Origin of the sequence: Paraburkholderia ultramafica (assembly GCF_902859915.1) — a bacterium.
In the GTDB taxonomy this organism is placed as follows: Bacteria; Pseudomonadota; Gammaproteobacteria; order Burkholderiales; family Burkholderiaceae; genus Paraburkholderia; species Paraburkholderia ultramafica.
The window spans coordinates 122,256-148,531 of sequence record NZ_CADIKK010000009.1; the positions used below are offsets into that span (position 1 = coordinate 122,256).

Below are 26,276 nucleotides of genomic sequence, written 5' to 3' on the forward strand. Positions count from 1 at the left end.
TTCGGTTCCCGGCGTCCTTTACTTGGCCTTGACGCGGCGCACATGCTCTTCCAGTTCGGCGAACGACGGGCGTTCGGTCGAGAAGAGCACCTTGCGGCCGAACTCGACGGCAATCGCCGGCGCGTATCCGTTCAGGCTCGCCAGAATCGTCACCTTGATGCACTGGAACATCTTGGTCGACTCGGTCACGCGCTGTTCGGCGACGCTCGCGAGCGGCCCGATCAGCCCGTACGAAAGCAGAATGCCGAGGAAGGTGCCGACCAGCGCCTGCGCGATCATCTCGCCGAGGATCGCCGGCGGCTTGTCGGCCGAGGCCATGGTGTGCACCACGCCCATCACCGCGGCCACGATACCGAACGCCGGCATCGCGTCGCCGACCTTGGTCAGCGCATGCGCGGGCGCTTCGCCTTCCTGGTGGTGCGTCTCGATCTCCTCGTCCATCAGGCTTTCGATCTCGAACGCATTCATGTTGCCGCCGACCATCAGCCGCAGGTAGTCGGTCAGGAACTCGATGATGTGCTGGTCGGCGAGAATCTTCGGGTACTGGGTGAAGATCGGACTCTTCGACGGATCGTCGATGTCGGCTTCCAGCGTCAGCGTGCCTTCCTTGCGCGCCTTGGCCAGCAGGACGTAGAGGAGCGCCATCAGCTCCATGTAGACGTCCTTGTTGTACTTCGCGCCCTTGAACAGGGTTGGAATGACGCGCAGCGTCGCCTTGATCGTCTTCATCCCGTTGCCGAGAATGAACGCACCGAGGCCGGCGCCGACGATCATCAGCACTTCAACGGGCTGCAGCAGCGCGCCGAGATGGCCGCCTTCCAGCGCGTAACCGCCGAAGACGGACACAAGCGTCACGAGTGTTCCCACGAAAATCAGCACTGCCGAGCCCTCACAAAGAAGCGACGGTGACCGTCGTTAATCTGGTTTACGGCAACGGAGCAGAAAACTTTGACGGAAAAGCGGCTCGTCGCTCCGGTGTAAACCAGAGGCGTGTTCAACCGGCCCGGCGGGAATCGGTGTCGATGCCGGGTCGGCCCGGCGGGCCGGAACGCCCGCCGGGCGGGAAGACAGGCGGCACGCGGCGCGGCGGCCGCCGATTTGCGGCTCAAGCCTCGACGGCAGCGAGACTCTCGCGGGCTTGGGCGTCGGCACATTTCTTTGTCTTTCCTGCGCGCGACGGCGGCTGGCACAGCCCGCAGACGAACGCGTGCTGCGGATCGTGCGCGTGCGCGACAAAATGTCCAGCGCAGCGGCAGCAGGTGGTCATTTGCAGCATTCCCGAGTCGAAGAAGCGCACCAGCGTCCAGGCGCGAGTGAGGCTGAGCACGGGCTCGTCATCGTGCAACTGGACGTGTTCCAGATAGAGCCGGTAGCTCTTTACGATCGACTGGATCGTCACGCAGCCGCCGTGGCCGGCCATGAAACGGTAGATGTTGTAGAACAGCGATGAGTGAACGTTCGGCTGCCAGGTCATGAACCAGTCGGTCGAAAACGGCAACATGCCCTTGGGCGGCGACACCCCTTTCAATTCCTTGTACAGCTTGATGAGCCGGTCGCGCGACAGACTGGTTTCCGCTTCCAGCAATTGCAAACGCGCGCCAAGTTCAATCAGTTCGATGGCCAGGGTGATTTCCCTGACTTCGAGTACGACGCTTTTATAGGCCATCCGCTTGCCATGCCCCCCGCCCGCTCGCCTTGTTTGAGAAACCGGCCGCCATCAGCCGAGTTGCTCGACGGGCTGGCCCGCCATCAGGATCGCGGAATGCGCCTGGGCCACGGCGCTCGATTTGCCTTTGTCCGCGAGCGCGGACAGCACGGCGTGGTCGTCGAAACGGAAACGGCACAACACCTGATTGGACGCCGCCAGCTTGACGGTCTGCGCCAACGACAGATTGGCGAGCACATCGGCTAGCTGGTCCGAAATCCCTATGCGAAACATGCCCATCGGCTTGTCTTCGCGCAGCAGACGCTGCGCGAGCAGGAGATAAGACAGGTTGACTTCTCTGATCTCATTGAGCATATCGCTTGTCGCGCTCATGATTCCCCCGGGGTATATCTGGCTGGTCAGGCCGTTACGGAAACGTTTGCTCGAACGCGCGCGCTTAAACCGCACGAATCGGCTCGTTTCTGGTCTTGCGAGCATTGTGACGAAAGGGGGCGCGGACGAAAATCGGAGAGACACCCTGCTTGTTTGACGGATTAATCCGTCATTGTTGTAGGAATTTTTCCTACAAGGGCAAGTGCGAGGGGAATGTGAATTGAGCGAGGCGGCGCCCAGTCTGGGACGTGCAATGCGCCTTAGGTATTTCTCTGGGGGCGGCGTGAACTAACTGGTGAGTTTTTAGTAACTCACGTTCCGCACCTTTGCAGCGGTGAGCAAGAATTATAAGGCGTTTTCACTGCTGCGCAATGTGACTCTGCTAGAGGCTTCGCTACGGCATGGTGCCGGATCGGGCGCGCGGATTGCTGGTGCGGGGGATCAGCGATTCAGCGTTTGCTTATGCGGAGCGGATCACGCTTCCCGATTATAGGGACGGCGGCCCAGATGACCTGTAACGCACCGTGTTTCGCGCTGTAACAACATTAAGCGTTTGAAAAATAACTCGAATTAGCGCGGCCGATCCCGATAATGGACGCTAAGGGATTACCCGATGCAGGTTCGGAGCCCCCCGGGCGGCGGCTTACCGCGCCCAACCGTCCGTCAGGCATTCGCTGCTCGCTCTATTTGAGCGCCGTTGTGCGAAGCCGTTGTGAACAGGAGAAAACCGCATGCGAATCGCACAAATTGCGCCGTTGTATGAAGCTGTCCCGCCGAAACTCTATGGCGGCACCGAACGTGTCGTGTCGTATCTGACCGAAGCCCTGGTCGATCTCGGCCACGACGTCACGCTTTTTGCTAGCGGCGACTCGGTCACGTCCGCGAATCTCGACGCCTGCTGGCCGCGTGCGCTGCGCCTCGATCCGACGATCCGCGACGCGCTGGCGCCGCACGTGCTGATGATGGAAAAAGTGCGCAAGATCGCGCATGAGTTCGACGTGCTGCACTTTCACCTCGACTACCTGCCGTTCCCCCTCTTCACTACGATGGACACGCCGTTCGTGACCACGCTGCATGGCCGCCTCGATTTGCCGGAGCTCCAGCCGGTGTTCGACGCGTTTTCGAATGTGCCGGTGGTGTCGATTTCCGATTCGCAGCGTGTGCCGCTGCCGCAGGCCAACTGGCTCAACACGATCTATCACGGTCTGCCGGAACACTTGCTGACGCCGCAAGCGCACAAAAAGCCGGAATACCTGGCGTTCCTCGGCCGCATTTGCCCGGAGAAGCGCGTCGATACAGCTATCAAGATCGCTGCACAAAGCGGTTTGCCGCTGAAGATCGCTGCCAAGGTGGACAAGGTCGACCAGGAATATTTCAAACGCGAAATCGAGCCGCTGCTGTCGATGGCGCACGTGGAATTCGTCGGCGAGATCAACGAAGCGCAGAAGCCCGAGTTTCTGTCCGGCGCCAAGGCGCTGCTGTTCCCGATCGATTGGTCGGAGCCGTTCGGCCTCGTGATGATCGAATCGATGGCCTGCGGCACCCCGGTGATCGCGTTCAACCGCGGTTCGGTGCCGGAAGTGATCGACCACGGCGTGACGGGTTATATCGTCGAGGACGTGCAAGGCGCGGTGGCTGCGCTGCAGCGTCTGGACGAATTGTCGCGCACCGAAATCCGCGCCCAGTTCGAGCGTCGTTTCATTTCGAAAACGATGGCGCAGAACTATGTCGACGGCTATTCGGCATTGATTGAAACAACGCGCCGCCCGATATTGCGTCAGGTGGCGGTGGGCTAAGCCGCGTGCTTAAAACGGCTGACGCGCTTTTGCGTTCAGCCGCTTTGGACACGAGTTGGCCGCGCTTTGGCCGCTTGCCCGCCGCGTGCGCCGCTTTCCGTTTTGCAGGGCAATGGCAAGCAAGCCCGGCATGTGAATCGTTTGCGCGAGCGGGAAATCAAAGTTATCCCGCTTCTTCTACAGAAAAGCCGCCCCTCACGGGCGGCTTTTTTAATGCCGGGATGGATACGCTTCCATCCCGGATTAGCGCTCTGCAAATAAAAGCGGGATACCGATAAACCTTCAGTTGGCTTTCGCCCTGACCGGCAGCGCGGCTCAAGCCGCGCCAATCAAAAAGCGCTCGCGATTCTTGCCGACGATCCACTTGGGCGGTTTGCCGCGCCCGCTCCAGGTATTGCCCGATTTCGGATCCTGATACTTCGCGGGCAGCGGCGCCTTCTTGGGCGGGCGTCCACGCTTGGCGGCGACGGCAAAACCGAGGTCTTGAGCGGTCAGACCGTATTCAGCGATCTTTTGGCGGATGTCGGCGACTACATTGTCAATTTCCGTGCGCCGGGCTTCTTCCGCTTGTGCCTGCAATTTGGCGATCTGCGCCTTGAGGTCTGCATATTGAGACATTCGGATCTCCCCTTTTTTAGAACTCATTCGACCGCAGACTAACTGCAATTATAAAAATTCGCAATGGCCAGTAATACCGATTTAGGAAGATTTCCTCTGATAATTATTAAGCGTCGCTGAATTGTAAAGCGGCGTCTTTATTGGGCAATAATCGGTAAAACGCACTCCGCTTTGACAATTCTTGACACCCGATTTGGCTGTCTTTGCCTAGAATTGCGCGTTCAAGGCATACATCCGCACTTAGCCATGTGTGCTCCGGAAGCGTCAATCTTTTTAGGATTACCAATCATGCAGTTGTCAAAGCGCCTTGCTGCTGAGCTGTTCGGCACTTTCTGGCTCGTGCTCGGGGGCTGCGGCAGCGCGGTTCTCGCGGCTAACTTTGCCGGCCCGGTCCATGGTCTGGGCATCGGCTTCGTGGGGGTGTCGCTCGCATTCGGCTTGACCGTGCTGACCATGGCTTTTGCGATCGGCCATATTTCCGGCTGCCATCTGAATCCGGCCGTGAGCGTCGGGCTGACCGTCGCCGGCCGCTTTCCGGCTCGCGACCTGCTGCCGTACATCGTCGCGCAAGTGATCGGCGCGGTGCTTGGGGCGCTGGTGCTGTCGCTGATCGCGTCGGGCAAGCCGGGCTTCGAGCTCGTCGCCAGCGGCTTTGCCAGTAACGGCTATGGCGAGCGCTCGCCGGGTCATTACTCGCTCGCCGCGGCATTCATTTGCGAAGTGGTGATGACCGGCTTCTTCCTGTTCGTCATTCTCGGCGCAACCGACAAGCGCGCGCCGGCCGGCTTCGCGCCGATCGCCATCGGCCTGTGCCTGACGCTGATTCACCTCATTTCGATTCCGGTCACCAATACGTCGGTCAATCCGGCGCGCTCCACCGGCCCGGCGCTGTTCGTCGGCGGCGCAGCGATGGACCAGCTGTGGATGTTCTGGGTCGCGCCGATTATCGGCGCGGTGATCGCGGGCGTGGTGTATCCGTTGATCGCGGAAAGCCGCAGCCGCAATTCGCAGAAACTGGCGATCGACTGATCGGCGAGTGCGTTCATCGAGGCAGTCAAAGCGGGCGCGACGGCGCCCGTTTTGTTTTGGTGCGGGCATAGCACGCTGGCCGTTCATCTGGCAGTGGCCATCCATGAACCCGCTGCTAGAATCGGGCGACTTCCCAAGCTCGCACAGGTGTTACCGATGACCCGTTTCCGCGGATTCCTGCATGGCGTCGCACTCTCCACTGGCGGCTTGTGTGCTGGCGTGCTCGCGCTACCCGCTGCGCATGCGGCCAACGGCAATACCGAGACATTAGTATTCGTGCGGCATGGCGAGAAACCCGCTCAAGGCTATGGCCAACTCAACTGCCAGGGCCTCAACCGCGCGCTGGCTTTGCCGGCAGTGATCGCCGCCAAGTTCGGCAAACCGGATGCGATCTATGCGCCCGACCCCGGCCAGCAAAAAGATGACAGCGGCCGTCTTTACTACTACATTCGCCCGCTGGCGACGATCGAGCCGACCGCCATTCAATTCCAGATGCCGGTGCAAACGCCATACGGCTTTGCTCAGATCGACCAGCTCGGCACGGCGCTCGTTAGTCCCGCCAATCGCAACAAGCTGATCGTTGTTGCCTGGGAACACAAGCTGATCGTGAAGTTATTGCGGCAGTTGCTGGCCACGCATGGCGGCAACGCTGCTGACGTGCCGAATTGGCAGAGCGACGACTTCGACAGTATTTATATTGTTCACCTCGACTGGCAAAACGGCACGGCGCGCGCGAGTTTCAAGCATGACCGCCAAGGGCTCGACGGCCGCGCGACCGATTGTCCTTGCGCGGCGCTGCCGGGCACCCCATCGGCGGCTGCGACTGCTGCTGTTTCCGCGGGTGCGGCGGATTAATCCGGTAATACAGATGTAAGCCGCGATTACGCACGCCGCCGCCCGAAGCGGGGCGAGCGCGGCGCCGACCCTGCGCCCGCGCCGTTTGACGGGGTCACGATGACCGGGGCGACCGGGGTGACCGTCGCGGCGGATGGCACGGCTGATCGCCGCGCGGACGGTGACCGGTCATGAGCCTTGATGGCTTATTATTAGATCGGTCGCGGCCTGAGCCGTAGCGCGTAGCGCCATATCGCCGATGACAGGCAAGGCAACGCGTCAACCCGGCCCGCATCCACTTTCAGATCAGGACATCCGCTCGTCGTTGAGCGAGAAGAGCTTGCGCAGGTGGTGCGCAACACCCGCTTCGAAATTGTTGCCGATGCGCGGCACGTTCGGCAGTCGCGTGATGAGATCGGGATTGGCGTTATTCATCATGAACGGATGGCCGGCCGTTTCCAGCAGATCGATATCGTTCATGTTGTCGCCGAACGCCACGCACTGCGACGCAGCGACGCCAAGGCGCTCGAGCACGATCTGCAACGCCCGTCCCTTCGATACGTTCGACGTCATCACTTCCAGACAGTCCGGCAGCGAATAGGTCACGTAGAGGTCGTCGCCGAATTCGCGCGCGAGATTCACGGCGACCTGCGCGAGATCAGCAGGCTCGCCGATATAGAGCGCCTTCGCGATATCGACGCCGTCGTGCTTCGGCAGATCGGTCACTTCGTAAGTGAAGCCCGAGTCCTGGTGGAACTTCAGCAGATCCGGCGCATCGCGATCGATCAGCCACGCCTGGTCGGCGAACAGGTTGATGATCACGCGGCCATGCGCGCCGGCAATTTCCGGCTGCACGAGGCGTTGAACGATGGCCGGCGGCAAATCGTCGGCGTGGATCACGGTGTTGTCCGGCGCATGAATGCGCGCGCCGTTCGACGTAATCAGATACGGACTGATGCCCAGCAAATCGCGGATACCCGCGACGTCACAGTAATGGCGCCCCGTTGCGATCACGAACCGCAGCCCGTCGCTTTCCAGTTTGCGCACGGTGGCGACCGTGAACGGGTCCACCTGATGATCGGCGTTGAGCAGCGTGCCGTCGAGATCGGTGGCGATGACTTTGTACATGGTATGAGCAGTCGGAGCAGCGTCAAAGAGCGTATTTTACCGTTGCCGGCCGCGTGTGCAGGATCGCGGCCGCCACGCCCGGCGATTCTCAGCCGGCAACACGCGCGGCTTCGCGTTGCGCCAACTGCAGTCCGCCATGCGCCGAGTCAGCCAGCGGCTCGCACAGGCGCGCCTGACAGACCTGCGGCACATACTCGCGCAACGGCGCGCCAAGGCCGCCGCACAACGCGACTGGCAAGGTTCCCGAGGCGTCCAGCGCGGCAATCATCTTGCCCACTTCAACGCCGGCCTCGCCGAGCAAGCGCGCCGCGAACGGATGCGTGCGATGCTCGAAAGCGATCGGCGCAAGCCGCGCATAAGCCGTCTGATTGGCCGCGCACAGCCAGACCACGAGACCGTCGCGGTCCTGCGCGCCGGTGTGGGCGAGCAGCGCCTGCGCGAGGTCGTCGTGGGGCACGCGGCCGTCGAGCACCTGCTGCGCATGCACGATGAGCCGCAGTCCGAGCCACGCGCCGCTCGCCTCGTCGCCCGATGGGTAGCCATAGCCGCTGACGAAGCGCCATCCGCCATCGGCAGCAAGCGAAGCCGCCACGCTGCCGGTGCCAAGCGCGACGATCACGCCTGGTGCGCCGCCATGCGCTCCCAGCAAGGTCGTATAAGCGTCGTGCTCCACGGCGAGTCCGGCGACCTCCGGAGCTTGCGCGTGAAACTCGGCGAGCCAGTCGCGATTGTTGACCCCCGCCAACCCGCAGCCGAGCACGCAGCGCGACCAGTCCAGCGTCGCGCCGGCGCGCTTGAATGCTTCGCCGCAGCCGGCCTCGATGGCCTGCCACGCACGCTCGACGCCGAGCCCCAAACCCGACGGCCCGCTTGCCGCCTGCGCCAGTTCACGGCCCTGCGCGTCGCCGAGCACCACGCGCGTACCGCTGCCGCCGCCGTCAATGCCGATCAGAAAGAAGTCTTTGTTCATCGAATCGAGTGAATTCCGTGGGTGAATAACGCATAGCGTGGCAGGTCAGTTTCAATCCGGCAATCGGCCGAATGGCCAGCTTGCGGTGCGCACAGCTTCAGCTATGCTGGCGGTCGAACACGACAACGCGGGAGCGCGACAGTGACACAGCGATGCAATTGGGTATCGAGCGAAGCGCTCGCACACTACCACGATAGCGAATGGGGCGTGCCCTCGCGCGACGATCGGCACCTGTTCGAGATGCTCGTGCTGGAAGGCGCCCAGGCGGGTTTGTCATGGTCGACGATTCTCAACAAACGGACCGGCTATCGCCGCGCCTTTGCCGACTTCGACATCGACAAGGTGGCGCGCTTTACGCCGAAACACGTGGATGCGCTGGTAACGGACGAAAGTATCGTGCGTCACCGCGGCAAGATCGAAGCGGCCATCAACAACGCTCGCGCCGTGCAGCAGATTCAGGCCGAACACGGCTCGCTCGCCAACTTCATCTGGTCGTTCGTCGACCAGACGCCGATCCAGAACGATTGGGCCTCGTATAAGCAGGCGCCCGCGTCGACGGAAGTGTCGGACGCGCTGAGCAAGGGGCTGAAACGCTACGGCTGCAAGTTCGTCGGCTCGACGATCTGCTACGCGTTCATGCAGGCGGTCGGCATGGTGAACGACCACGAGGCGAGCTGCATGTGCCGCGCGCGATGCGCGGCGCTCGGCAAGAAGGGACGTAATCGCAAGGCCGGTTGAGCCGGCCACGATTTGCCGGCACTTCGCGCCCCTTAGTGCCGCGGTTCTAACAAAGGAAGGCCGCCTGGGGAAACTCCTGAGCGCCCAGGTGCGCCGCCCGGCGCTCGCCTCGCGGCGCACGGCCGGCTGGGCACGGACAGCGCGCGCCATGCCACCGAAGCAGTCTCAACGGCCCTACCCGGCAAAGTCCTGCTGTGCTTCTGGCGCATGTCGACCGTTATAGGGTTATGAGCGCCGCGAGTGTGACGGCCGCCGTTTCCCGCGCAGGTTACGTCTCGCCAAAACCGGGAATTGAAGGCTTGTCGCCGGGCTAGTCCGGACTTCGCCAGACGGCGCGCGCCGGATACCGGGGCTCACGCGCTCAGACAACGAATAACCGCTGCGTCACGCACGGGAGACCAACCATGAAAACGCTTAGCTTCCTGACCCATCAGGACATTTTCGATCAGGCGGTGGCCCATCTGTTCGACCAGAAGCGCGCCGCGCTGCTGCCGCGCGGCGGTGGGGCTTACCGCGGCTATTGTGGCGGCTGCCCGGTCGGCAGCTTTATCAAGCCGCGCGATTACATGACCGCGATGGAAGGTATTCCAGTGCGCTATATCGGCAAAACGCCCATCGAGGTGCCCGCCTACATGGATGTCGGCGTGTCCGCACTGAAAAAGGCGCTCTTGCGTGCGCGCATCAATGTGTACGACCAAGCCACCGTCGACCTGCTCAGTTGCCTGCAGAACGTGCACGACGTGTTCGGCACCTGGGAATGGCGTGAGCGACTGGGCTCGATTGCGCGGCAGTTCGGCCTGTCGGCCGAGCGGCTGAAGAGCGCCGCATAACGGGGCGCGATGGCGTCGCCCAAGCGCCGTCGCGCTCGCCAGATTCGCGACAACCCGCGTCGTACGGCACACAGCCCGAGTTTAGCCCCCCTCCCCGGCGGCTGAGCGCTCCACCGAACACCAAACGAACGCAAAAAAACGAACACCAAAAGCAAAACGGCGATGTGGCTTCTTTCGAAGCTCACACCGCCGTTCGGCGTACGGAAAAGCGTGCTTAGTGCAGCTTTTTCGGCAGCATCTGGCTGCGCAGGCGCTTGTGCAGACGCTTCACAGCAGCAGCCTTTTTGCGCTTACGTGCCGTAGTCGGCTTTTCGTACGATTGGCGCTCACGCAGTTCAGCGATCAGGCCATTCTTTTCGATTGCGCGACGAAAGCGGCGAATTGCCACTTCGAACGGCTCGTTTTCCTTCAGAAGAATCGTCGTCATGTAATTCCTAACTCAATCACTTGATACGGGTTAATTGCGTGGCGGGAGACCGCTCACGCGCCGGCCCTCCGGTCGTTCCGATTCATGGCCAGTAACAGGCAAACGCGGGGAAACCCCGGCCAAACCACGAATGAAACGAGAGGCAAAGCGGCCACGGAGGCCGGAAAAGAGAGGTGGGGAGCTCACCGCGGAACGCGGACAGACGTATTGCAAATGCCGCGTCTGTTGCCGTTTCGCCAACCTTTCATCAATGAATAACACTGACGAAACAGGCAAAGATCTCAATTCACTCCCGATGATATCAGGAAACTCTCCATCCTACCAGGGGTTTAGCGATCGCGCCAGGCCTCCGGCGCGATCAGGCGCTCGCCTCGTCTCGCGGATATCGTCGCCCGTCAGCATCAGGTGGACTGCGGCCGCGAGGCTTTTGAGCTGATCGACCGAGGTTGCGCTGGCAATCGGGGCCGTTACGCTGGGTCGAGCGATCAGCCAGGCCAGTGCGATGGTGGCCGGCGTGCTGCCATGCCGCTCGGCGACGCGGTCGAGCGCACCCAGAATCCGCAAGCCGCGCCCGTTCAGATACTTTTCGACCCGGCTGCCGCGTGCTTTATCGGCGAGATCCGCCTGCGAGCGGTACTTGCCGGACAGAAAGCCGCTCGCCAGGCTGTAGTACACCACCACGCCGAGCTGATTGGCGAGCGCCACCGGCTCGATATCGCGCTCGTATTCCGCGCGGTCGTACAGGTTGTACTCCGGCTGCAGCAGCTGATATTCAGGCAACCCGTGCTGGCGGGACACGGCAAGCGCTTCCTCGACGCGAGCGCCGCTGTAGTTCGAAGCGCCGATCACCCGCACCTTGCCCGCCTCGATCAGCTTCTGGTACGCGCCGAGCGTTTCGGCCAGCGGCGTTTCGGTATCGTCGTTGTGAGAAAAGTAGACGTCGATGTAATCGGTTTGCAAGCGCCGCAGCGAGTCCTCGACCGCCGCCTCGATATTGGCCGCCGACAACCCCTTGCGCTGCGGATGCTTGGACACCTTGGTGGCGAGCACGATCTTGTCGCGCTTGCCGCTCTGCCGGAACCATTTGCCGAGGATGGTTTCCGACTCGCCGCCCTGATTGCCCGGCACCCACGCGGAATAGACATCGGAGGTATCGATAAAGTCGAGACCCGCATCGACGAACGCATCCAGAATCGAAAACGAGGTGGCTTCACTCGCGGTCCAGCCAAATACATTGCCGCCGAACATAAGCGGCGCGACCTGCAATTCCGAGCGTCCAATCCTGCGTTTCTGCATGTTTTCTCCAAGGTTTTTACACAGAAGAAAAACAGAATACGCCGTCTTTTCAATGCCTGCAGTGCACCCGCCGAACCAGGCTGCGAGCGGCTTTCAGAGGTAGTGCCAGTCTCAGGGCCCGGAAAGCTTTCGACTCTCTATTGCACAAAGTTCCTCAAGTTTTTTTTAGACGCGCCGTCAACCTTCACTGAGGCGGCCAGCAATGAACGAGTGCTTTCCGCCGATGCCAACGTGGCGTATGGGCTCAAGGCTTATTTAGGAGATTTTCCATGCTCGGAATCAATAGCAATATCAACTCGCTGGTTGCACAGCAAAACCTTAACGGCTCGCAAAGCGCCCTGTCGCAAGCCATCACGCGCCTGTCTTCGGGCAAGCGCATCAACAGCGCGGCTGATGATGCAGCAGGTCTGGCAATCTCGACCGGCATGCAAACGCAGATCAACGGCCTGAATCAAGGCGTGTCGAACGCGAACGACGGTGTTTCGATGGTCCAGACGGCATCGAGCGGTCTGAGCCAGATCACGTCGAGCCTGCAACGTATCCGCCAACTCGCAGTGCAGGCATCGAGCGGCGGCCTGACGGCTGACAACCGGGCAGCGCTGCAACAGGAAGTGTCGCAGCAGATTCAGGAAGTGAACCGGATCGCCTCGCAAACACAGTACAACGGCAAGAACATTCTGGACGGCTCGGCAGGCAGCGTAACATTCCAGGTCGGCGCAAACGTCGGTCAGACTGTTAACCTGAATCTGTCGCAGGATCTTTCGGCAGCGTCGGTCGGAACCGGCCAGGTGCAAGCAGGTGCACTGCTCGGTTCGGTTGCCGTGTCGATCGACAGTACGGGTGCGGAGTGGACGGCGGGCACGAGTACCGGCAATGAAATCACGCAGGTCAACGTGCTTGCGGATGGCAAGGGCGGCTACACGTACACCGACCAAAACAATCAGCAAATTGCAAACTCCGTTATCGAAGGCGCAGCTGCCGTCCTCAACGTGAGCACCGCCGGCACGATCACCGCAGGCAGCGGCATCAGCATCGCGAATTCGCTCACTGCTATCAACGCGAACAACGTCGCGGGCACGGCAGCGGGCACGACCCTCGGCACGATCAGCGGCCTCGATCTGGCCACTAGTTCGACCGGCGTCGTTACCGACGCGGCTGCCGGCACACCGACATACCCGGTGCCGTCGGGCAACATCACGTCGATTACGGTGAAGTCGGATGGCAGCACGGGCTTCCAGTTTTTCGACCAGAACGGCAACACGCTCAGCGCAAACGCGATCGCAGCCGTGTTTGACCCGACGACTGCAGTAGCGGGTGGCACCTTAGCACAGGCTACCACCCCTGCCACGCAATTCGTGAACGTCAACGCGAAGGCAACGACGCAAGCCGTGTCGAACATCGACATCAGCACGACGAACGGCGCGAATGATGCAATGGAATCGATCGACAACGCGCTGACGACCGTGAACAACATCCAGGCTAGCCTGGGTGCTGCACAGAACCGCTTCACGGCCATCGCGACGACCCAGCAAGCTCAGTCGACCGATCTGTCGCAAGCACAATCGCAAATCACCGACGCTAACTTCGCGCAGGAAACGGCCAACCTGAGCAAGGCACAGGTGATGCAACAGGCTGGCATCTCGGTGCTGTCGCAAGCCAACTCCATGCCGCAGCAGGTTCTGAAGCTCCTGCAGTAAGGCTTCACGCAGTAAAGGCATACGCGTCGTGCGCATCGCACAGCGCGTATGCCATAGTTCGATTTTCACGGGAGGCATTGCCTCCCGCACTGCATTCCGAACCCATAGCCAGGTTTCACTGATTCACCGACGCACGGAGCTGCTCCATGTCAACTGTCTCGACGGCATCATCCACGACCGCCACCGCCACAACCGCGAGCACCAACGCCGCGCTTCAACAGGCCGCACAGTCGATCATCAGCGGCTCCACCGGCAATACCTCGTTGGATGTCTCATCGCTGGTCACCGCACTTGTCAATTCGAAGACGGCCGGGCAGTTGGCGGCTTTGACCGCGCAAACGACCGCCGACAACACCAAAATTTCCGCGATCGGCACACTCAAGTCCGCCCTGTCGGCACTGCAAGCCACCTTGACCAATCTCGCGAACGGGACGGCATTGTCGTCCTACACCGCAACGGCAAGCGGCTCGGGCCTTACGGCTACGGCCGGTGTGGGTGCGGTGGCAGGCAGCTACGCGATCTCGGTGTCGCAAATCGCACAGGCTCAAACCATTTCCTCCGGCGCCTTCGCAGCGACGGCTGCAATTGGCACCGGCACCTTGAACGTCTCCGTCGGTGGCCAGTCGATGAGCGTCAACATCGACTCGACGAACAACACGTTGAGCGGCATCGCCTCGGCAATCAACTCCGCGACCAACAATCCGGGTGTCTCGGCGACGGTCGTGACCGGTACGGACGGCGCGCACCTCGTGTTGCGCTCGACCTCGACCGGCGCCGCGAACACCATCAGTGTTTCGTCCAGCAGCACGGGCCTGTCGAGCCTCGGCGTGACGTCTTCGCCGTCGCTCACGTCGGGCACGTTCAGCACGTCGCAACAACTCGGCACCGGCACGTTGACCATCGCACTCGGCGGCAGCTCGATGAGCGTCGACGTCACGTCATCGAACAATACGCTGAGCGGCATCGCAGATGCGATTAACAGTGCAAGCGCTGTGAGCGGCAATCCGGGCGTCACGGCGAAGGTCGTTACCACATCCAGCGGCTCACAACTCGTGCTGAGCTCGACCAACGGCAGTTCCAGTGCGATCAGCGTCACGACGAGCGGCGTAGCGAACGATGCGGGACTGTCGAGCCTCGGCAGCATGGCCACGACTTCGTCGATCAACTCGACGGGCGGCAGCACGTGGACCCAGGCGCAATCCGCGCAAGATGCGCTCTTCACGGTCGATGGCACCGCGGTCAGCAGCTCCACCAATTCATCGTCCACCGCCATCGCCGGTGTCACCCTGAACCTGACCGCCGCCGCGCTCGGTACGACGTCGTCCGGCGTGACGACAGGCAACTCGCAGACCCTGACGATTGCGTCCGACACGACGTCACAAGCAACGGCGATCACCAACTTCGTCAGCATATACAACACGCTGGTCACGACGATGGGCTCGCTCACGTCGTTCGATGGCACGCAGGCGCAAGGATCTCAGGCCGGCCCGCTGCTGGGCGACTCGATGACCAACACGATCGAGAACACCCTGGCGAGTATCGTCAGCGGCGGTGTGAAGAGCGGTAACTCGTCGCTCTCGCTCAGCTCGATCGGCATCACGCTCAATGCCGACGGATCGCTGACGGCGGATAACACTGCACTGACAACCGCACTGACCAACTCGCCCTCCACCGTTGCCACACTGTTCAACTCGACAACCGGTATTGCCGCGAAGCTGAACAACAGCATCACCGGCTTTACTGCGACGGGTGGCATCATGGATAGCGAAACCACCGCGATCAACGCCGATCTCACGAGTGTCGCCGCTCAGCAGACCACGCTCAGCAACTACACCGCGCAGCTGACAAGCCAGTATCAGGCACAGTTCACCGCCCTCAATACCTTGATGGCAACGATGAACAACAACTCGCAGTACCTGACGCAGCTCTTCGGCGGCACGAATAGTGCGGGCGCAATGGCGACCAACAAGAGCTGAGAATGAAGGGAGGAATCGAGATGAACTCGCGTGAACTGGCCGCAAGCCTGCTTACCCTGTCCCTATCGATCGAGCGGGCGGCACTGGAAGCCGACTGGCTCGAGGCAGCCCGACTGGGCGAAGAGCGCTCGCCATTGCTGATGTTGCTGACAGCGGACGCGGATGACGAGACGCGAGACATCGCACGCCGTATTCAGGCCATCAACGAATCAGTGCTCACGATGGCGGCAATCGGCAAGGACGAGTTGCAAACTGAATATCGTGTGGCGATGAGCCGCACGAACGCCACGAAGGAATATCACCGCATCGCGATGCTCTGATTGCTCCGCGCGGTCCATCGAATAACAACAACAATAGCTACGCCGGAACACGGCGTACTCGTTCGCCTCATGCCCGCTCCGTGCGGGCATTTTTGTTTGATGCGCCTGCCAGCGCTGTAATCGGCGCAACACTCACCCCCCCGCTCAAGCACACAGCGCACTCGCGCGAACACGGCTGCGCCACGTCGCCAGCGATCCAATGAACAGAAAGTTCTTTCGCCTTCATCTCGTCCGTTCGAGGACGCGTGAATAGCCACATACTTCTCACATCATCGACACTTATAGCGCACCATCATGACCCATGCGTCACCGCCCCTCGCAAACTCGACTCGCACACCTGAGGAGCAATTCGAGGAAGACGTGCAGATGGTCCTTCAAAGCGCGGTCGCCGAGCATCGGAATGGTAATCTGGACGAGGCGGAAAGACTCTTTCGCATCATCCTCGACGTCCGCCCCCACCACCTCGAAGCGAACTACAACCTGGGCACGCTGTCTGTTCAGCGGCAACAGCCCGAGGCTGCGATCTCCTGCTTCGAAATTGTCATCGGCTCGCAGCCCGGTAAAGCGGAGTACTGGGTGAGCTATATCGATGCGTTGAGTCAGGCTGGCGAACTGAACGCCGCGCGAATCATGCTGGAGGCAACGCAACAACGCGGCCTCACGGGACCGGCTTTCGATGTGCTAGCCCACAGGTTGGCATCGGGTGGATCCCTCTCCGCCTGAAACGCACGCTTCGCCCGCGGCCGCTTTCACGCGGCCTTCGCTTTGCCGTCCGTTGTCGTCGGGCGGCTCACGTTGAGGTTCACTCAGCGCGTCAGCGTCACCGCCAGATAGGTGCCATACAATACGCCGCACATCAGCAACGCCCACACCGGCACGCCACGCTCGCGCACGTTGATCCGCAGCCACGCGGCGGCGGCCAGCGTGATGACGATGCCGGTCACGACTTCGATGCGCGGCACCCACGGCGTCAGCAGAATCCCGATGGCGGGCAGCAGGGTGCCCTGGAACACCATCGCGCCGGTGATATTGCCGAACGCGAGCGTGTCCTTGCCACGGCGAATCCACAGAATGCTGTTGACCTTCTCGGGCAATTCGGTCGCGATCGGAATGATCAGCAACGAGAGCAGCAGCGGCGAAACGCCGAGCACCTGCGAGACCCCGCGCACGCCATGGATGAAGCCTTCAGCGCCCCACACCAGCAATGCAACGGCTAACACCAGTTGCAGCACGATGGTCGCGAGATTGGTCGGCACGCCGAGCCGCGAGAGCAGCATCTTGCCCGGCGCTTCCGTGCCGTGGCCCGCGTCGACGAGCTGACTCGACGCGCGGAACGTCATCACCACGTAGGTGATGTACACGCCCACCAGCGCCACGCTGAACAGCGCGCGCACGATCATCTGCTCGTGCGGCACGTACATCGCCGCAGCCGCCAGCACGAACGCGCACAGGAAATAGTTGAGATCGCGCGTGAAGCCTGTCCGCTCCGGCGCGACCCAGCCTTTGACTCCGCGGGCGCGAAGAATGGCGAGCGTCATCAGAAAGGTGGACAGGGTGGAGAGCATCAGCGGCGCGCCGAGAATTGCGCCGACGCCGATCTCCTGATTGACCGCGCTGTCGGTCGTGCCGCCTGCAATGGCGAGCAAGGGCACGAGCGTTTCGGGCAGTGCCGTGCCCACCGCTGCGAACAGCGAGCCTGTCACGCCTTCGGAGATTTTCAGACGTTCGCCGAGATGTTCCAGCGCATTGGTGAAGAGTTCGGCCGCCACCAGAATGACGACCAGCATGATGGCGAGTTCGAAGAGCAGACCGGTCATGCGCGGCTCCCGGCGCACGAAGGGAGAGCATGGCCACTCGCCGGACGGCGGGCCAACGCAAACACATGCGGGGGGACTGACAGGGCGCTACAGTGTTTCACAGGACAACTCCGCGGTCGGACGTACGTGACGAACCCATGACGCACCGCCACCCGTCCGACCAAAACGAGGCAGTACGTCAATGGTCTCGCCAAACCGACCCGGTCGAACGCGCCATGACCCGCAGGTCAAGTATGTTGACGCGCTCTCCTTCAAAGAATGAAGGAAGGCTACTCCCCAGTGACCGGGGGATTCTAACGGCATGCGTGGCTTTCAACAAGCTTCCACGGGCCCCGATGGTCGGATCGGTGAGCGGCTGGGACTGCTGGATGGCGTGGTGGATCGCTGGGCGCATCCCACTTTCGATGGCTTGTGCGACGCGCTGCACGCGGCGCGTGCATAGCGTGGTCGTGGTCTGCGGGATGCGCTTCTTGCGGACTGAAGGGTAAGACTGGTGGAGGAGAAAATCGCGCTGAAACCTGGCCAGATTTGGCGCGCCCGGCTGGGATCGAACCAGCAACCCCTGCCTTCGGAGGGCAGTACTCTATCCATTGAGCTACGGGCGCTTCAACACGAAAGCGCGGCAACCAGAACGGATGCGACGCCAAAGCGAGACCGAAAGGATACCCGGTTTCGGCCATACCGTCCACCGGACGGCCGATATAGGAAGATTCGCAACCTTCCGGCCACCCCTCCCGCTCCGGGTAAACGCCTGCTGAACACCCCGCCGCCCTCGCCGCCGTCGAAATCTTGCGTCTATAATCGTCCGTGCCTGATATAGAACAAGAAGTTGCCGTCACTCTGTACCGCTCACATACCCACGGAGACGAGACAAGCATGAGCGAAGCACCACACGGAGCCCCGATCAAAACCCCAGCACAGCTCGTCGCCGCGATCATCGCCGGGTTTGCTGTGCCGATCGTCATCATCGTTCTGCTGGCGGTCTACGTCGATAATTCGACTCGCACCGGCGCCGGCACCGATTCTCTCTCCGAAGCCGAAGTCACCGCCCGCATCAAGCCGCTAGCCCAGGTCGAAATTCGCGACGCCAACGCGCCGCGCGTCTTCAAGAGCGGCGAAGAAGTCTACAAGGCCGTGTGCTCCGCGTGTCACGCGTCGGGTACGGCAGGCGCGCCGAAATTCACCAATACCGCCGACTGGGCACCGCGCATCGCGCAGGGCTTCGACACGCTGCTACACACGGCGCTCGCCGGCAAAGGCGCGATGCCGCCGCGCGGCGGCACCAGTGCGGACGACTACAGCGACTTCGAAATCGCCCGCGCCGTGGCCTATATGGCGAACAACTCCGGCGCAAGCTTCCCCGAACCGGCGCAGCCGACAGCGGGTGCGGCAGCAGCCTCCGGTGCGGCGGCGGCTGCGCCGGCGGGCGCTTCGGACGCGGGCGCGGCCCAGGCCGCCGCGGCAATGGCGGCCATGGCCAGCGTGCCGCAAGCCGCAGCGCCGGCAGCAGGTGCCGCGCAAAGCGCGGACGCGTCGCAGGCGGGCAAGGCGTTGTATCAGCAGGTTTGCCAGGCCTGTCACGCAGCCGGCGTGCTGAATGCACCGAAGCTCGGCGACAAGGAAGCCTGGGCACCGCGTCTGAAAGAGCCGATGGACACCGTCTATAACTACGCGCTGCACGGCAAGGGCGCGATGCCTGCGAAGGGCGGTTCGACTGCGTCCGACGCCGACGTCAAGGCCGCCGTCGACTATATGGTCAGCGCGGTGAAGTAAGGCGTTTGGCAGACCGCTTGCGGCGTTGGCCGCAGAACGAAAAATCCCTGCACGCGTCGTCGCTGTGCAGGGATTTTTTATGCGCGATGCGTTTTGCGTTGACGCGTCAGGCTGAATGGAGAGAGTCCGGTGCGCACGCGGGATGGCTGAACGCGTCGACAAAAGCCAACGCCGGTGTGCTGCGAGCGAGCACGTTGAAATGCGCGTGCAACGCGGCGGGTGTGAGCCACGGATAGTCCAGGCCCGCTTGCAATGCTTCGAGCAATGCGCCGTCGGCATCAGGCACGACGTCCATGCGGGCGATGTGGATGTCGAAACCCGTAACGGCCGGCGTCTGGTCGAAGGTCCATCGATAGACGCGGTGGCCGACGCGCAATGCGCCGCTGGCAGATTCGCGCATCACCACCAGCCAGGGCAGCGCGTCGATCACGCCGCCGTGTACCTCGAGCGAATCGCACACGTAATAGGTCCGGCAACGCGCGTACTGGGCGCCGAAATCGGTGACGAGCGTTTTCGCAACCGCATCGGCACCGACGGTGCGCGCCGGAAACGCGATCGCCTGCGTCGCTAGCGAAATGGTGAGCACCGCGTCCGCAGCGAAGGCTTCGGCGATGCGTCGAGCGCATGTGTTGTCTTTCGCGTCGATATAGGTTTCGAGTGCGCGGCGATAGGGCGCGAGCGGTGGCAGGGTCATGCGAGCGGTCTCCCATTAACGCCCGTCGACATTCGGTCAACGAGCCGCGCCAGTCTAGCTGAAGCCTGCGGACCAACCGCCGAAGCACCTGCCATCCCCAGGGTCTTGCGAACGAACAGAACGGGAACGGGAGCGGAAACCAAACGCGCCCGCCCCGCCGTCCTCCGCACCGCTCAAGGCTTCTGCAACAACGCCTTCAAACTCGCGAGCCGGTCTTTCGGCGACATCGGCGCTTCTTCGGGCGTCGGCGACGGAGCGTCGTCGAGCAGCATTTCGGGAATGAAGCGCGACGGCTCGCACACCACCGTCTCTCTCGCGCGCTTGCGCTTCTTGCACCAGTTCAGATGCAGGCTGCGCTGCGCACGCGTAATCGCGACGTACATCAGACGGCGTTCTTCCTCGATGCGCGCGTCGTCGATCGGCTCATCGTCGGGGCCGCCGCGATGCGGCATGATGCCTTCTTCGACGCCCACCAGAAACACGTGCGGATACTCCAGCCCCTTCGACGCATGCACCGTCGAGAGCCGCACCGCATCGGGATCTTCCTCGCGGCCTTCGAGCATCGACATCAGCGCGACGGTCTGGATCAGGCCGAGCAGGTTCTTGCCGGTGTCGCCGAAACCGTCGGCGGTGTCGTAGCCGGTCGCTTCGCTATTGGCGGCGCCCTCTGGCTCAGCCTTGGTACCTTTGCGCTTGAGCCATTCCACGAACTCCAGCACGTTCTGCCATTTGGCCTGCGCCTGACGTTCGTCGAATGCGTCGTACAGGTACGCTTCGTAGTGGATCGCGTCCATCAGTTCGTCGAGCAGCGGGCCGGCCGCGTCCTTCTCCGCGCGATCGGTGAGGCGCTGCATGAAATCGCAGAACACGCGCATCGGTTCGATCTGGCGCGGCGACAGGCGCGCTTCGATGCCGCCCATGTACACCGCTTCGAACAGCGACACCTTGGCCTGACCCGCGAACGAGCCGAGCGCTTCGAGCGTCGTATTGCCGACGCCGCGGCGCGGCGTGGTGATCGCGCGGATGAACGCGGGGTCGTCGTTCGCGTTGGCGATCAGGCGCAGATACGCGCAGATGTCCTTGATCTCGGCTTTGTCGAAGAACGACTGGCCGCCGGACAGCACGTACGGAATCCGCTCGCGACGCAGCACCTGCTCGAAGATGCGCGCCTGAAAGTTGCCGCGATACAGGATCGCGTAGTCGCGGAAATTCGCGCGCCGCTCGAACTTGTGCGCGGACAGGCGGAACACCACGGACTCGGCCTCATGCTCTTCGTCGTTGCAAGGCGTGACGGTGATCGTGTCGCCCATGCCGTGTTCGGACCACAGCTTCTTTTCGAACAGCTTCGGGTTGTTCGCGATCACGTTGTTCGCGGCGGTCAGAATGCGCACCGTCGAGCGGTAATTCTGTTCCAGCTTGATCAGATGCAGCTTCGGAAAATCCTTGCTGAGCTGCCCGAGATTTTCGAGCGTCGCGCCGCGCCAGCCATAGATCGCCTGGTCGTCATCGCCGACCGCCGTGAACGCCGCGCGCTTGCCGGCCAGCAGCTTCACCAGTTCGTACTGGCACGCGTTGGTGTCCTGGTACTCGTCGATCAGCAGATAGCGCAGCTTGTTCTGCCAGCGTTCACGCACCTGCTCGTTCTTCGCGAAGAGTTCGGCGGGCAGGCGGATCAGATCGTCGAAATCGACTGCCTGATACGCGTGCAGCGTCGCCACGTAGTTGCGGTAGACAATCGCCGCCTGATGCTCGTCCTCGTTCGCGGCGATCGCGATCGCTTCTTCGGGCATGATCAGGCCGTTCTTCCACAGCGAGATGATCGACTGGATCTTGCGGATGAAGCCCTTGTCCGTCGAGCCGACCTGCTCCTGGATCATGCCGAAGCAATCGTCCGAATCCATGATCGAGAACTGCGGCTTCAGGCCGACGTGTTCCGCCTCTTGCCGCAGAATCTGCACGCCGAGCGAGTGGAACGTGCAGACCGTCAACTGATTGACGGGCACTTTGCGGCCTTCCTTGCCGGGCGTGGTGAGCGTCTTGCCTTCGAGCAGCTTGCCGACGCGCTCGCGCATTTCCGCCGCGGCCTTGTTCGTGAACGTGACGGCGGCGATGTGGCGCGGCTCGAAGCCTTTGGCTTCGATCAGGTGCGCGATTTTCTGCGTGATCACGCGCGTCTTGCCGCTGCCTGCGCCAGCGAGCACGAGACACGGACCGTCAAGATAACGGACCGCTTCATTTTGAGCGGGGTTCAGGCCTGCGGACATCGTCTGTGGATGGGTAATGCGGTTGAAAGCGGCGGTTGAGGGCGCGTCGGCGCGAAATCGCCAGCCGTTGGCCCGGGGGCATGCTGCGCGCCGCCGGCTGGAACGGACGCCGCGCAGGGTGCGCAGGTGTTCCGGGCCGCCGCGATTCGCGCGAGAGGGGCGATGTTAACACGGATGACCTCGACGGATGACTTCGGCGGATGACCTCGACGAACGCCCGCGCCGACCCCACGACGAGTCGCTGCGACGACGCTGACGGCCCGCCTTCAGGACATGCCACAATCACGGTGTTGCGCGCCATCGCCGCGGTGGCAAAGCGGCGCGCCGTTTTTTGCAGGAAGACACGCATGTCCGCATCGCTGAAGATTGGATTGATGGGTTACGGTTTTGCTGGCGCGACCTTTCATGCGCCGGTGATCGCACATTGCGGGCGCGCCAACGTCGCCGCCATCGCGACGAGTCAGCCCGAGCGCGCGCTGGCCGACTATCCGCACGCGAAAGTCGTAGCCGATCTCGACGCGCTGCTGGCGCTCGAAGACATCGACTGCGTCGTGATCGCGACGCCCAACGACACACACTTCGACCTCGCGCGCCGCACGCTGGAAGCTGGCAAGCACGTGGTGGTCGACAAGCCGGTCACGCTGAGCGCCGCCGACGCCCACACGCTTGCCAACATCGCGCTCGCCCGGGGCAAGCTGTTCATGCCCTTTCACAACCGTCGCTGGGACGGCGATTTTCTGACCGTGCGCGATCTGCTCGCTCGCGTGGAGTTGGGGCGCGTCACGCAATTCGAATCGCATTTCGACCGCTTCCGGCCGGAAGTGCGGCAGCGTTGGCGCGAAGAGGTGTCGCGCGGCGGCGGCTTGCTGTTCGATCTCGGCCCGCATCTGATCGACCAGGCGCTGGCGCTGTTCGGCGCGCCGCAGACCGTGTCGGCGACGGTGCGCACGCATCGCGACCAGGCCAGCGCGCCGGACTATGTGCATATTCAGCTCGGCTACGGCGAGTTCGAGGTGGTATTGCACGCCAGCGCGTTGACGGCCCTGGTCGCGCCGCGGTTTGCGATCCACGGCACGCGCGGCAGCTATGTGAAACACGGGCTCGACACGCAGGAAGATCAGTTGAAAGCCGGTCTGCGGCCGGGCGATGAAGGCTTCGGCGCCGGCAATACCGCGGGTGTGCTGCGCGTGCTGGAAGGCGATCAGGAAGTCGAGCGCGAGGTGCCGACGCGCGATGGAGACTACGTCGGGTTCTATATCGCGGTGGCCGACGCCATCCAGAACGGCATCGCGTTCCCGGTCAAACCGCAAGATGCCGTTGACGTCATGACCATCATCGAGCTTGCTGCGCGCAGCTCGGAAGAAGGCGTGCGCCTGCCGTTCGAGCGCATTCGCTGAGTGCTTCAACTGCGCGACGCGGTGGCTTGTGTACCTAAAACCGCACTTGCCACCCGCGCCGCGCAGGCATCAGCCTGACGTCCCCGAAAGGAACATAGCGTTACAACTCTGCCCGCCTCCCCGGTCAGCGCGCACCCGCGATCATCCGTTGCTACGCGAGTAGCACCATCAACGACAACGACTTCCGGAGAGTCCATGCCTCGTACCATCCGCGCAATGGCCGCCTGCGCCGTGCTCAGTTCTCTCGCCGCCTGCGTGGCGACGCCCCCGCCCGCGCCGGCGCCGCGCCCCAACCCGCAGCAGATCGCGGATCAGCGTCTGCATCAGGTCGACGGCCGGATCGACAATCTCGGCCGCCGGATCGACAAGCGTGTGAATCAGGGCGACTATCCGCCTGCGCAAGGCGCCGCCCTGCACCATCGGCTGGACGTGATCCGCCAGGAGGCGCATGACATGGCCGCGCAACACGCCGGCGGCCTCACCGCCGACGAACAGCGCGTGCTGAATCAGGAACTGGACAGCGCGGCGCACGCGATCGGCGAGTAAGCGCCGCCGCTTCCCGCCTTTTCCGTCACCGGAGCAGCGCGAGCGCGGACATCACATCCCGCGCTTTTTTTGCCGACGGCGACGCGCTGTGCCAGCCGCCATGCCGGTCGGGGGCCTTTATTTGACAAGCCCCCGGCCGTCGCGTACATTCGCCGCACGCGTCGGGAGAGCGCGCTGGCCGCTGAATATCGCAGGCCGCGCCGCCGAAGGGGCACACCCGCAAACTCTCAGGCAAAAGGACCGACCGCGTCGAAAAACCCCGCGTCAACGCAACATCGAGGCAGCGGTTTTTCGCACTCTGGAGAGCGGCAGTAGCCATCTGCAAACGCAGGTTCAGGCAGGCTGCCCACCGAAGGGGCGCGCGTTTCGCCGTGACGAATCCAGGTTCTCGCGGCAGCGCAATCTCTCAGGTATCGAGGACAGAGGGGTCATGCAGAACCACGCTCGCAGGCACCTTGCCGCGAGGCGTAGCGCCGCATGGCCTTTTTTGTTTCGCGAGATGCCCGAGGCCCCATGACCGAACTCAAACACACCCCGCTCAACGCCACCCACCGTGCGCTCAACGCCCGCATGGTCGATTTCGGCGGCTGGGACATGCCCGTCAACTACGGCTCGCAGATCGAGGAACATCGCGCCGTGCGTACCGACGCCGGCATGTTCGACGTCTCGCACATGTGCGTCGTCGATTTCACCGGCGAGCGCGTGCGCGCGTTCTTCGAATACGCGCTGGCCAACAATGTCGCCAAGCTGCAAACGCCGGGCCGCGCGCTCTACTCCTGCCTGCTGAACCCGAACGGCGGCGTGATCGACGATCTGATCGTCTATTACTTCGGCGAACAGCACTTCCGCGTGGTCGTCAACGCCGGCACCGCCGACAAAGACATCGCCTGGTTCGGCCAGCTCAACGCCGAGGGCGGCTTCGGCCTGACCATCACGCCGCGCCGCGACTTCGCGATCGTCGCCGTGCAAGGCCCGAACGCGCGCGAAAAAGTCTGGCAAACGGTGCCGGCCGCACGCGCCGCCACTGAAGCGCTCAAGCCGTTCAACGCCGCACGCATCGAAGACACGCCGTTCGGCGAATTGACCGTCGCCCGCACCGGCTACACCGGCGAAGACGGCTTCGAAATCATCGTCCCGGCCGATCACGTTCAGGCACTGTGGAACGCACTGCACGCGCAAGGTGTGCGCCCGGCCGGCCTCGGCGCGCGCGACACGCTGCGCCTCGAAGCCGGCATGAACCTGTACGGCCAGGACATGGACGACAACGTCTCACCGCTCGACGCCGGCCTCGCATGGACCGTCGACCTCACCTCGCCGCGCGACTTCGTCGGCAAGGCCAGGCTGGAAGCCGACGGCTCGCAGGCGGCGTTCGTCGGCCTGATCCTGCTGAAGGAAAACGGCAAGGCGGCGGGCGTGCTGCGGGCCCATCAGAAAGTCGTTACGCCGCACGGCGAAGGCGAAATCACCAGCGGCACTTTTTCCCCGACGATGCAGGAGTCGATCGCCTTCGCGCGCGTGCCGAAGGGCGTGCAGCCGGGCGACACCGTTCACGTTCAGATTCGCGACAAGGCCGTGCCCGCAAGCGTGGTAAAACTGCCGTTCGTGCGCAACGGAAAAGTGCTGGCGGTTTAAGCAGCCGGCGCGCGCGTCTCCCTTTTTAAGCTAATACCGAATCACACCGCATAGGAGCATCCGATGAGCATCCCGGCCGATCTGAAATACACCGAATCGCACGAATGGGTCCGCACCGAAACGGACGGCACGCTGACGGTCGGCATCACCGACCACGCGCAGGAAGCGCTCGGCGACATCGTCTTCTTCGAAGTCCAGGAACTGGGCAAGACCGTGAACGCCGGCGACACCGTCGCCGTGATCGAATCGGTGAAAGCCGCTTCCGATATCTACGCGCCGGTCTCGGGCGAGATCATCGAAGCGAACACGGCCGTGGCCGATACGCCCGATTCGGTTAATACCACACCGTACGAAAGCTGGCTCTTCAAGATCAAGCCCGCTGCCGACGCATCGCGGGACCGCCTGATCGACGCCGACGCGTACACCAAGTCGATCGGCGCCTGATTCACCTTTACG

The 26,276-nt window shown here is 62.6% G+C and carries 25 protein-coding genes, 1 tRNA gene and 3 riboswitches; of the genes, 14 read left to right on the plus strand and 12 right to left on the minus strand.

Translation table 11 applies throughout. The features are described from left to right. Positions 1-18 precede the first annotated feature (18 nt). From motA to flhD, 3 genes are all read right to left on the minus strand, one after another. Positions 19-879, minus strand: a complete 861-nt coding sequence (gene motA / locus HV744_RS11835) for a flagellar motor stator protein MotA (RefSeq protein WP_175149679.1) — start codon at positions 877-879, stop codon at positions 19-21. A gap of 226 nt (positions 880-1,105) precedes the next feature. After that, a complete protein-coding gene (gene flhC / locus HV744_RS11840; protein WP_175149680.1) occupies positions 1,106-1,666 on the minus strand; it encodes a flagellar transcriptional regulator FlhC in 561 nt (186 codons plus the stop codon). A 51-nt stretch (positions 1,667-1,717) separates the two neighbouring features. Further along, positions 1,718-2,038 carry a flagellar transcriptional regulator FlhD gene (gene flhD / locus HV744_RS11845; protein ID WP_281363637.1) on the minus strand — a complete coding sequence of 107 codons (321 nt, stop codon included), beginning with the start codon at positions 2,036-2,038 and terminating at the stop codon, positions 1,718-1,720. Between the two features lie 731 nt (positions 2,039-2,769). On the opposite strand from flhD, the gene HV744_RS11850 reads away from it, so the two are divergent. After that, positions 2,770-3,834 (plus strand): glycosyltransferase family 4 protein, encoded by a 1,065-nt coding sequence (locus HV744_RS11850; RefSeq protein WP_175149682.1) that lies wholly within the window; start codon positions 2,770-2,772, stop codon positions 3,832-3,834. Positions 3,835-4,149: 315 nt separating this feature from the next. Here HV744_RS11850 and HV744_RS11855 read toward each other — a convergent pair whose 3' ends face one another. Then, a complete protein-coding gene (locus HV744_RS11855; RefSeq protein ID WP_007179981.1) occupies positions 4,150-4,452 on the minus strand; it encodes an H-NS histone family protein in 303 nt (100 codons plus the stop codon). A gap of 288 nt (positions 4,453-4,740) precedes the next feature. On the opposite strand from HV744_RS11855, the gene aqpZ reads away from it, so the two are divergent. Further along, a complete protein-coding gene (gene aqpZ / locus HV744_RS11860) occupies positions 4,741-5,481 on the plus strand; it encodes an aquaporin Z (RefSeq protein ID WP_175149683.1) in 741 nt (246 codons plus the stop codon). A 156-nt stretch (positions 5,482-5,637) separates the two neighbouring features. Next, entirely contained in the window at positions 5,638-6,336 is a 699-nt protein-coding gene (locus HV744_RS11865) for a histidine phosphatase family protein (protein ID WP_175149684.1), read from the plus strand. 285 nt (positions 6,337-6,621) lie between these two features. Here the strand turns inward: HV744_RS11865 and HV744_RS11870 are convergent, their stop codons facing one another. Together HV744_RS11870 and HV744_RS11875 are read right to left on the minus strand one after the other, a co-directional pair. After that, positions 6,622-7,443 (minus strand): Cof-type HAD-IIB family hydrolase, encoded by an 822-nt coding sequence (locus HV744_RS11870; protein ID WP_175149685.1) that lies wholly within the window; start codon positions 7,441-7,443, stop codon positions 6,622-6,624. Between the two features lie 88 nt (positions 7,444-7,531). Then, on the minus strand, positions 7,532-8,413 hold the full coding sequence (locus tag HV744_RS11875; RefSeq protein ID WP_175149686.1) for a glucosamine kinase nucleotide-binding domain-containing protein: 882 nt from the start codon (positions 8,411-8,413) through the stop codon (positions 7,532-7,534). A 141-nt stretch (positions 8,414-8,554) separates the two neighbouring features. Here HV744_RS11875 and HV744_RS11880 point away from each other — a divergent pair, with 141 nt between their 5' ends. After that, on the plus strand, positions 8,555-9,151 hold the full coding sequence (locus HV744_RS11880) for a DNA-3-methyladenine glycosylase I (protein ID WP_175149687.1): 597 nt from the start codon (positions 8,555-8,557) through the stop codon (positions 9,149-9,151). A gap of 404 nt (positions 9,152-9,555) precedes the next feature. Next, positions 9,556-9,981, plus strand: coding sequence for a hypothetical protein (locus tag HV744_RS11885; protein ID WP_175149688.1), 426 nt, complete (start codon positions 9,556-9,558; stop codon positions 9,979-9,981). A 214-nt stretch (positions 9,982-10,195) separates the two neighbouring features. Here the strand turns inward: HV744_RS11885 and rpsU are convergent, their stop codons facing one another. Beyond that, positions 10,196-10,408 carry a 30S ribosomal protein S21 gene (gene rpsU, locus HV744_RS11890; protein WP_006050883.1) on the minus strand — a complete coding sequence of 71 codons (213 nt, stop codon included), beginning with the start codon at positions 10,406-10,408 and terminating at the stop codon, positions 10,196-10,198. Between the two features lie 318 nt (positions 10,409-10,726). Next, positions 10,727-11,704, minus strand: a complete 978-nt coding sequence (locus HV744_RS11895) for an aldo/keto reductase (protein WP_175149689.1) — start codon at positions 11,702-11,704, stop codon at positions 10,727-10,729. Between the two features lie 269 nt (positions 11,705-11,973). Between HV744_RS11895 and HV744_RS11900 the strand changes: the two genes are divergently transcribed. The 4 genes from HV744_RS11900 to HV744_RS11915 all read left to right on the plus strand — a co-directional run bounded on the left by HV744_RS11900 (position 11,974) and on the right by HV744_RS11915 (position 16,420). Then, positions 11,974-13,401 carry a flagellin N-terminal helical domain-containing protein gene (locus tag HV744_RS11900; protein WP_175149690.1) on the plus strand — a complete coding sequence of 476 codons (1,428 nt, stop codon included), beginning with the start codon at positions 11,974-11,976 and terminating at the stop codon, positions 13,399-13,401. A gap of 146 nt (positions 13,402-13,547) precedes the next feature. After that, complete coding sequence (gene fliD, locus HV744_RS11905) at positions 13,548-15,377, plus strand: flagellar filament capping protein FliD (protein ID WP_175149691.1); 1,830 nt, start codon at positions 13,548-13,550, stop codon at positions 15,375-15,377. Positions 15,378-15,379: 2 nt separating this feature from the next. Beyond that, complete coding sequence (locus tag HV744_RS11910; protein ID WP_246279010.1) at positions 15,380-15,697, plus strand: flagellar protein FliT; 318 nt, start codon at positions 15,380-15,382, stop codon at positions 15,695-15,697. A gap of 294 nt (positions 15,698-15,991) precedes the next feature. Further along, positions 15,992-16,420 (plus strand): tetratricopeptide repeat protein, encoded by a 429-nt coding sequence (locus tag HV744_RS11915; RefSeq protein ID WP_175149692.1) that lies wholly within the window; start codon positions 15,992-15,994, stop codon positions 16,418-16,420. An 83-nt stretch (positions 16,421-16,503) separates the two neighbouring features. On the opposite strand, the gene HV744_RS11920 is transcribed toward HV744_RS11915, so the two are convergent. Continuing rightward, positions 16,504-17,514 (minus strand): sodium:calcium antiporter, encoded by a 1,011-nt coding sequence (locus HV744_RS11920; protein ID WP_175149693.1) that lies wholly within the window; start codon positions 17,512-17,514, stop codon positions 16,504-16,506. Between the two features lie 118 nt (positions 17,515-17,632). Beyond that, positions 17,633-17,804, minus strand: a riboswitch (yybP-ykoY riboswitch). A gap of 239 nt (positions 17,805-18,043) precedes the next feature. Next, positions 18,044-18,119, minus strand: a tRNA-Arg gene (locus tag HV744_RS11925). A 271-nt stretch (positions 18,120-18,390) separates the two neighbouring features. Here HV744_RS11925 and HV744_RS11930 point away from each other — a divergent pair. Then, positions 18,391-19,287: a c-type cytochrome gene (locus HV744_RS11930; protein ID WP_175149694.1), complete on the plus strand. Its 897-nt coding sequence runs from the start codon at positions 18,391-18,393 to the stop codon at positions 19,285-19,287. Positions 19,288-19,393: 106 nt separating this feature from the next. On the opposite strand, the gene HV744_RS11935 is transcribed toward HV744_RS11930, so the two are convergent. Both HV744_RS11935 and HV744_RS11940 read right to left on the minus strand, forming a co-directional pair. Then, the gene (locus HV744_RS11935) at positions 19,394-19,981 is read right to left on the minus strand and encodes a hypothetical protein (RefSeq protein ID WP_175149695.1); all 588 of its coding nucleotides are present in this window, start codon (positions 19,979-19,981) and stop codon (positions 19,394-19,396) included. Positions 19,982-20,154: 173 nt separating this feature from the next. Beyond that, a complete protein-coding gene (locus tag HV744_RS11940) occupies positions 20,155-22,245 on the minus strand; it encodes a UvrD-helicase domain-containing protein (protein ID WP_175149696.1) in 2,091 nt (696 codons plus the stop codon). 347 nt (positions 22,246-22,592) lie between these two features. On the opposite strand from HV744_RS11940, the gene HV744_RS11945 reads away from it, so the two are divergent. From HV744_RS11945 to gcvH, 4 genes are all read left to right on the plus strand, one after another. Next, positions 22,593-23,642: an oxidoreductase gene (locus HV744_RS11945; protein WP_175149697.1), complete on the plus strand. Its 1,050-nt coding sequence runs from the start codon at positions 22,593-22,595 to the stop codon at positions 23,640-23,642. Positions 23,643-23,837: 195 nt separating this feature from the next. Next, positions 23,838-24,188 (plus strand): hypothetical protein, encoded by a 351-nt coding sequence (locus HV744_RS11950; protein ID WP_175149698.1) that lies wholly within the window; start codon positions 23,838-23,840, stop codon positions 24,186-24,188. A 152-nt stretch (positions 24,189-24,340) separates the two neighbouring features. Then, positions 24,341-24,441, plus strand: a riboswitch (glycine riboswitch). Positions 24,442-24,476: 35 nt separating this feature from the next. Continuing rightward, positions 24,477-24,621: riboswitch (glycine riboswitch) on the plus strand. An 80-nt stretch (positions 24,622-24,701) separates the two neighbouring features. Then, positions 24,702-25,820: a glycine cleavage system aminomethyltransferase GcvT gene (gene gcvT / locus HV744_RS11955; protein ID WP_175149699.1), complete on the plus strand. Its 1,119-nt coding sequence runs from the start codon at positions 24,702-24,704 to the stop codon at positions 25,818-25,820. Positions 25,821-25,883: 63 nt separating this feature from the next. Next, positions 25,884-26,264 carry a glycine cleavage system protein GcvH gene (gcvH, locus tag HV744_RS11960; RefSeq protein WP_175149700.1) on the plus strand — a complete coding sequence of 127 codons (381 nt, stop codon included), beginning with the start codon at positions 25,884-25,886 and terminating at the stop codon, positions 26,262-26,264. Positions 26,265-26,276 lie beyond the last annotated feature (12 nt).

Bases quoted from the DNA above. Each gene is read 5' to 3' on its own strand.
- flhC (WP_175149680.1), bottom strand. From the start codon at position 1,666: ATGGCCTATAAAAGCGTCGTACTCGAAGTCAGGGAAATCACCCTGGCC.
- flhD (WP_281363637.1), bottom strand. From the start codon at position 2,038: ATGAGCGCGACAAGCGATATGCTCAATGAGATCAGAGAAGTCAACCTG.
- HV744_RS11850 (WP_175149682.1), top strand. From the start codon at position 2,770: ATGCGAATCGCACAAATTGCGCCGTTGTATGAAGCTGTCCCGCCGAAA.
- HV744_RS11855 (WP_007179981.1), bottom strand. From the start codon at position 4,452: ATGTCTCAATATGCAGACCTCAAGGCGCAGATCGCCAAATTGCAGGCA.
- aqpZ (WP_175149683.1), top strand. From the start codon at position 4,741: ATGCAGTTGTCAAAGCGCCTTGCTGCTGAGCTGTTCGGCACTTTCTGG.
- HV744_RS11865 (WP_175149684.1), top strand. From the start codon at position 5,638: ATGACCCGTTTCCGCGGATTCCTGCATGGCGTCGCACTCTCCACTGGC.
- HV744_RS11870 (WP_175149685.1), bottom strand. From the start codon at position 7,443: ATGTACAAAGTCATCGCCACCGATCTCGACGGCACGCTGCTCAACGCC.
- HV744_RS11875 (WP_175149686.1), bottom strand. From the start codon at position 8,413: ATGAACAAAGACTTCTTTCTGATCGGCATTGACGGCGGCGGCAGCGGT.
- HV744_RS11885 (WP_175149688.1), top strand. From the start codon at position 9,556: ATGAAAACGCTTAGCTTCCTGACCCATCAGGACATTTTCGATCAGGCG.
- rpsU (WP_006050883.1), bottom strand. From the start codon at position 10,408: ATGACGACGATTCTTCTGAAGGAAAACGAGCCGTTCGAAGTGGCAATT.
- HV744_RS11895 (WP_175149689.1), bottom strand. From the start codon at position 11,704: ATGCAGAAACGCAGGATTGGACGCTCGGAATTGCAGGTCGCGCCGCTT.
- HV744_RS11900 (WP_175149690.1), top strand. From the start codon at position 11,974: ATGCTCGGAATCAATAGCAATATCAACTCGCTGGTTGCACAGCAAAAC.
- fliD (WP_175149691.1), top strand. From the start codon at position 13,548: ATGTCAACTGTCTCGACGGCATCATCCACGACCGCCACCGCCACAACC.
- HV744_RS11910 (WP_246279010.1), top strand. From the start codon at position 15,380: ATGAAGGGAGGAATCGAGATGAACTCGCGTGAACTGGCCGCAAGCCTG.
- HV744_RS11915 (WP_175149692.1), top strand. From the start codon at position 15,992: ATGACCCATGCGTCACCGCCCCTCGCAAACTCGACTCGCACACCTGAG.
- HV744_RS11920 (WP_175149693.1), bottom strand. From the start codon at position 17,514: ATGACCGGTCTGCTCTTCGAACTCGCCATCATGCTGGTCGTCATTCTG.
- HV744_RS11930 (WP_175149694.1), top strand. From the start codon at position 18,391: ATGAGCGAAGCACCACACGGAGCCCCGATCAAAACCCCAGCACAGCTC.
- HV744_RS11935 (WP_175149695.1), bottom strand. From the start codon at position 19,981: ATGACCCTGCCACCGCTCGCGCCCTATCGCCGCGCACTCGAAACCTAT.
- HV744_RS11940 (WP_175149696.1), bottom strand. From the start codon at position 22,245: ATGTCCGCAGGCCTGAACCCCGCTCAAAATGAAGCGGTCCGTTATCTT.
- HV744_RS11945 (WP_175149697.1), top strand. From the start codon at position 22,593: ATGTCCGCATCGCTGAAGATTGGATTGATGGGTTACGGTTTTGCTGGC.
- HV744_RS11950 (WP_175149698.1), top strand. From the start codon at position 23,838: ATGCCTCGTACCATCCGCGCAATGGCCGCCTGCGCCGTGCTCAGTTCT.
- gcvT (WP_175149699.1), top strand. From the start codon at position 24,702: ATGACCGAACTCAAACACACCCCGCTCAACGCCACCCACCGTGCGCTC.
- gcvH (WP_175149700.1), top strand. From the start codon at position 25,884: ATGAGCATCCCGGCCGATCTGAAATACACCGAATCGCACGAATGGGTC.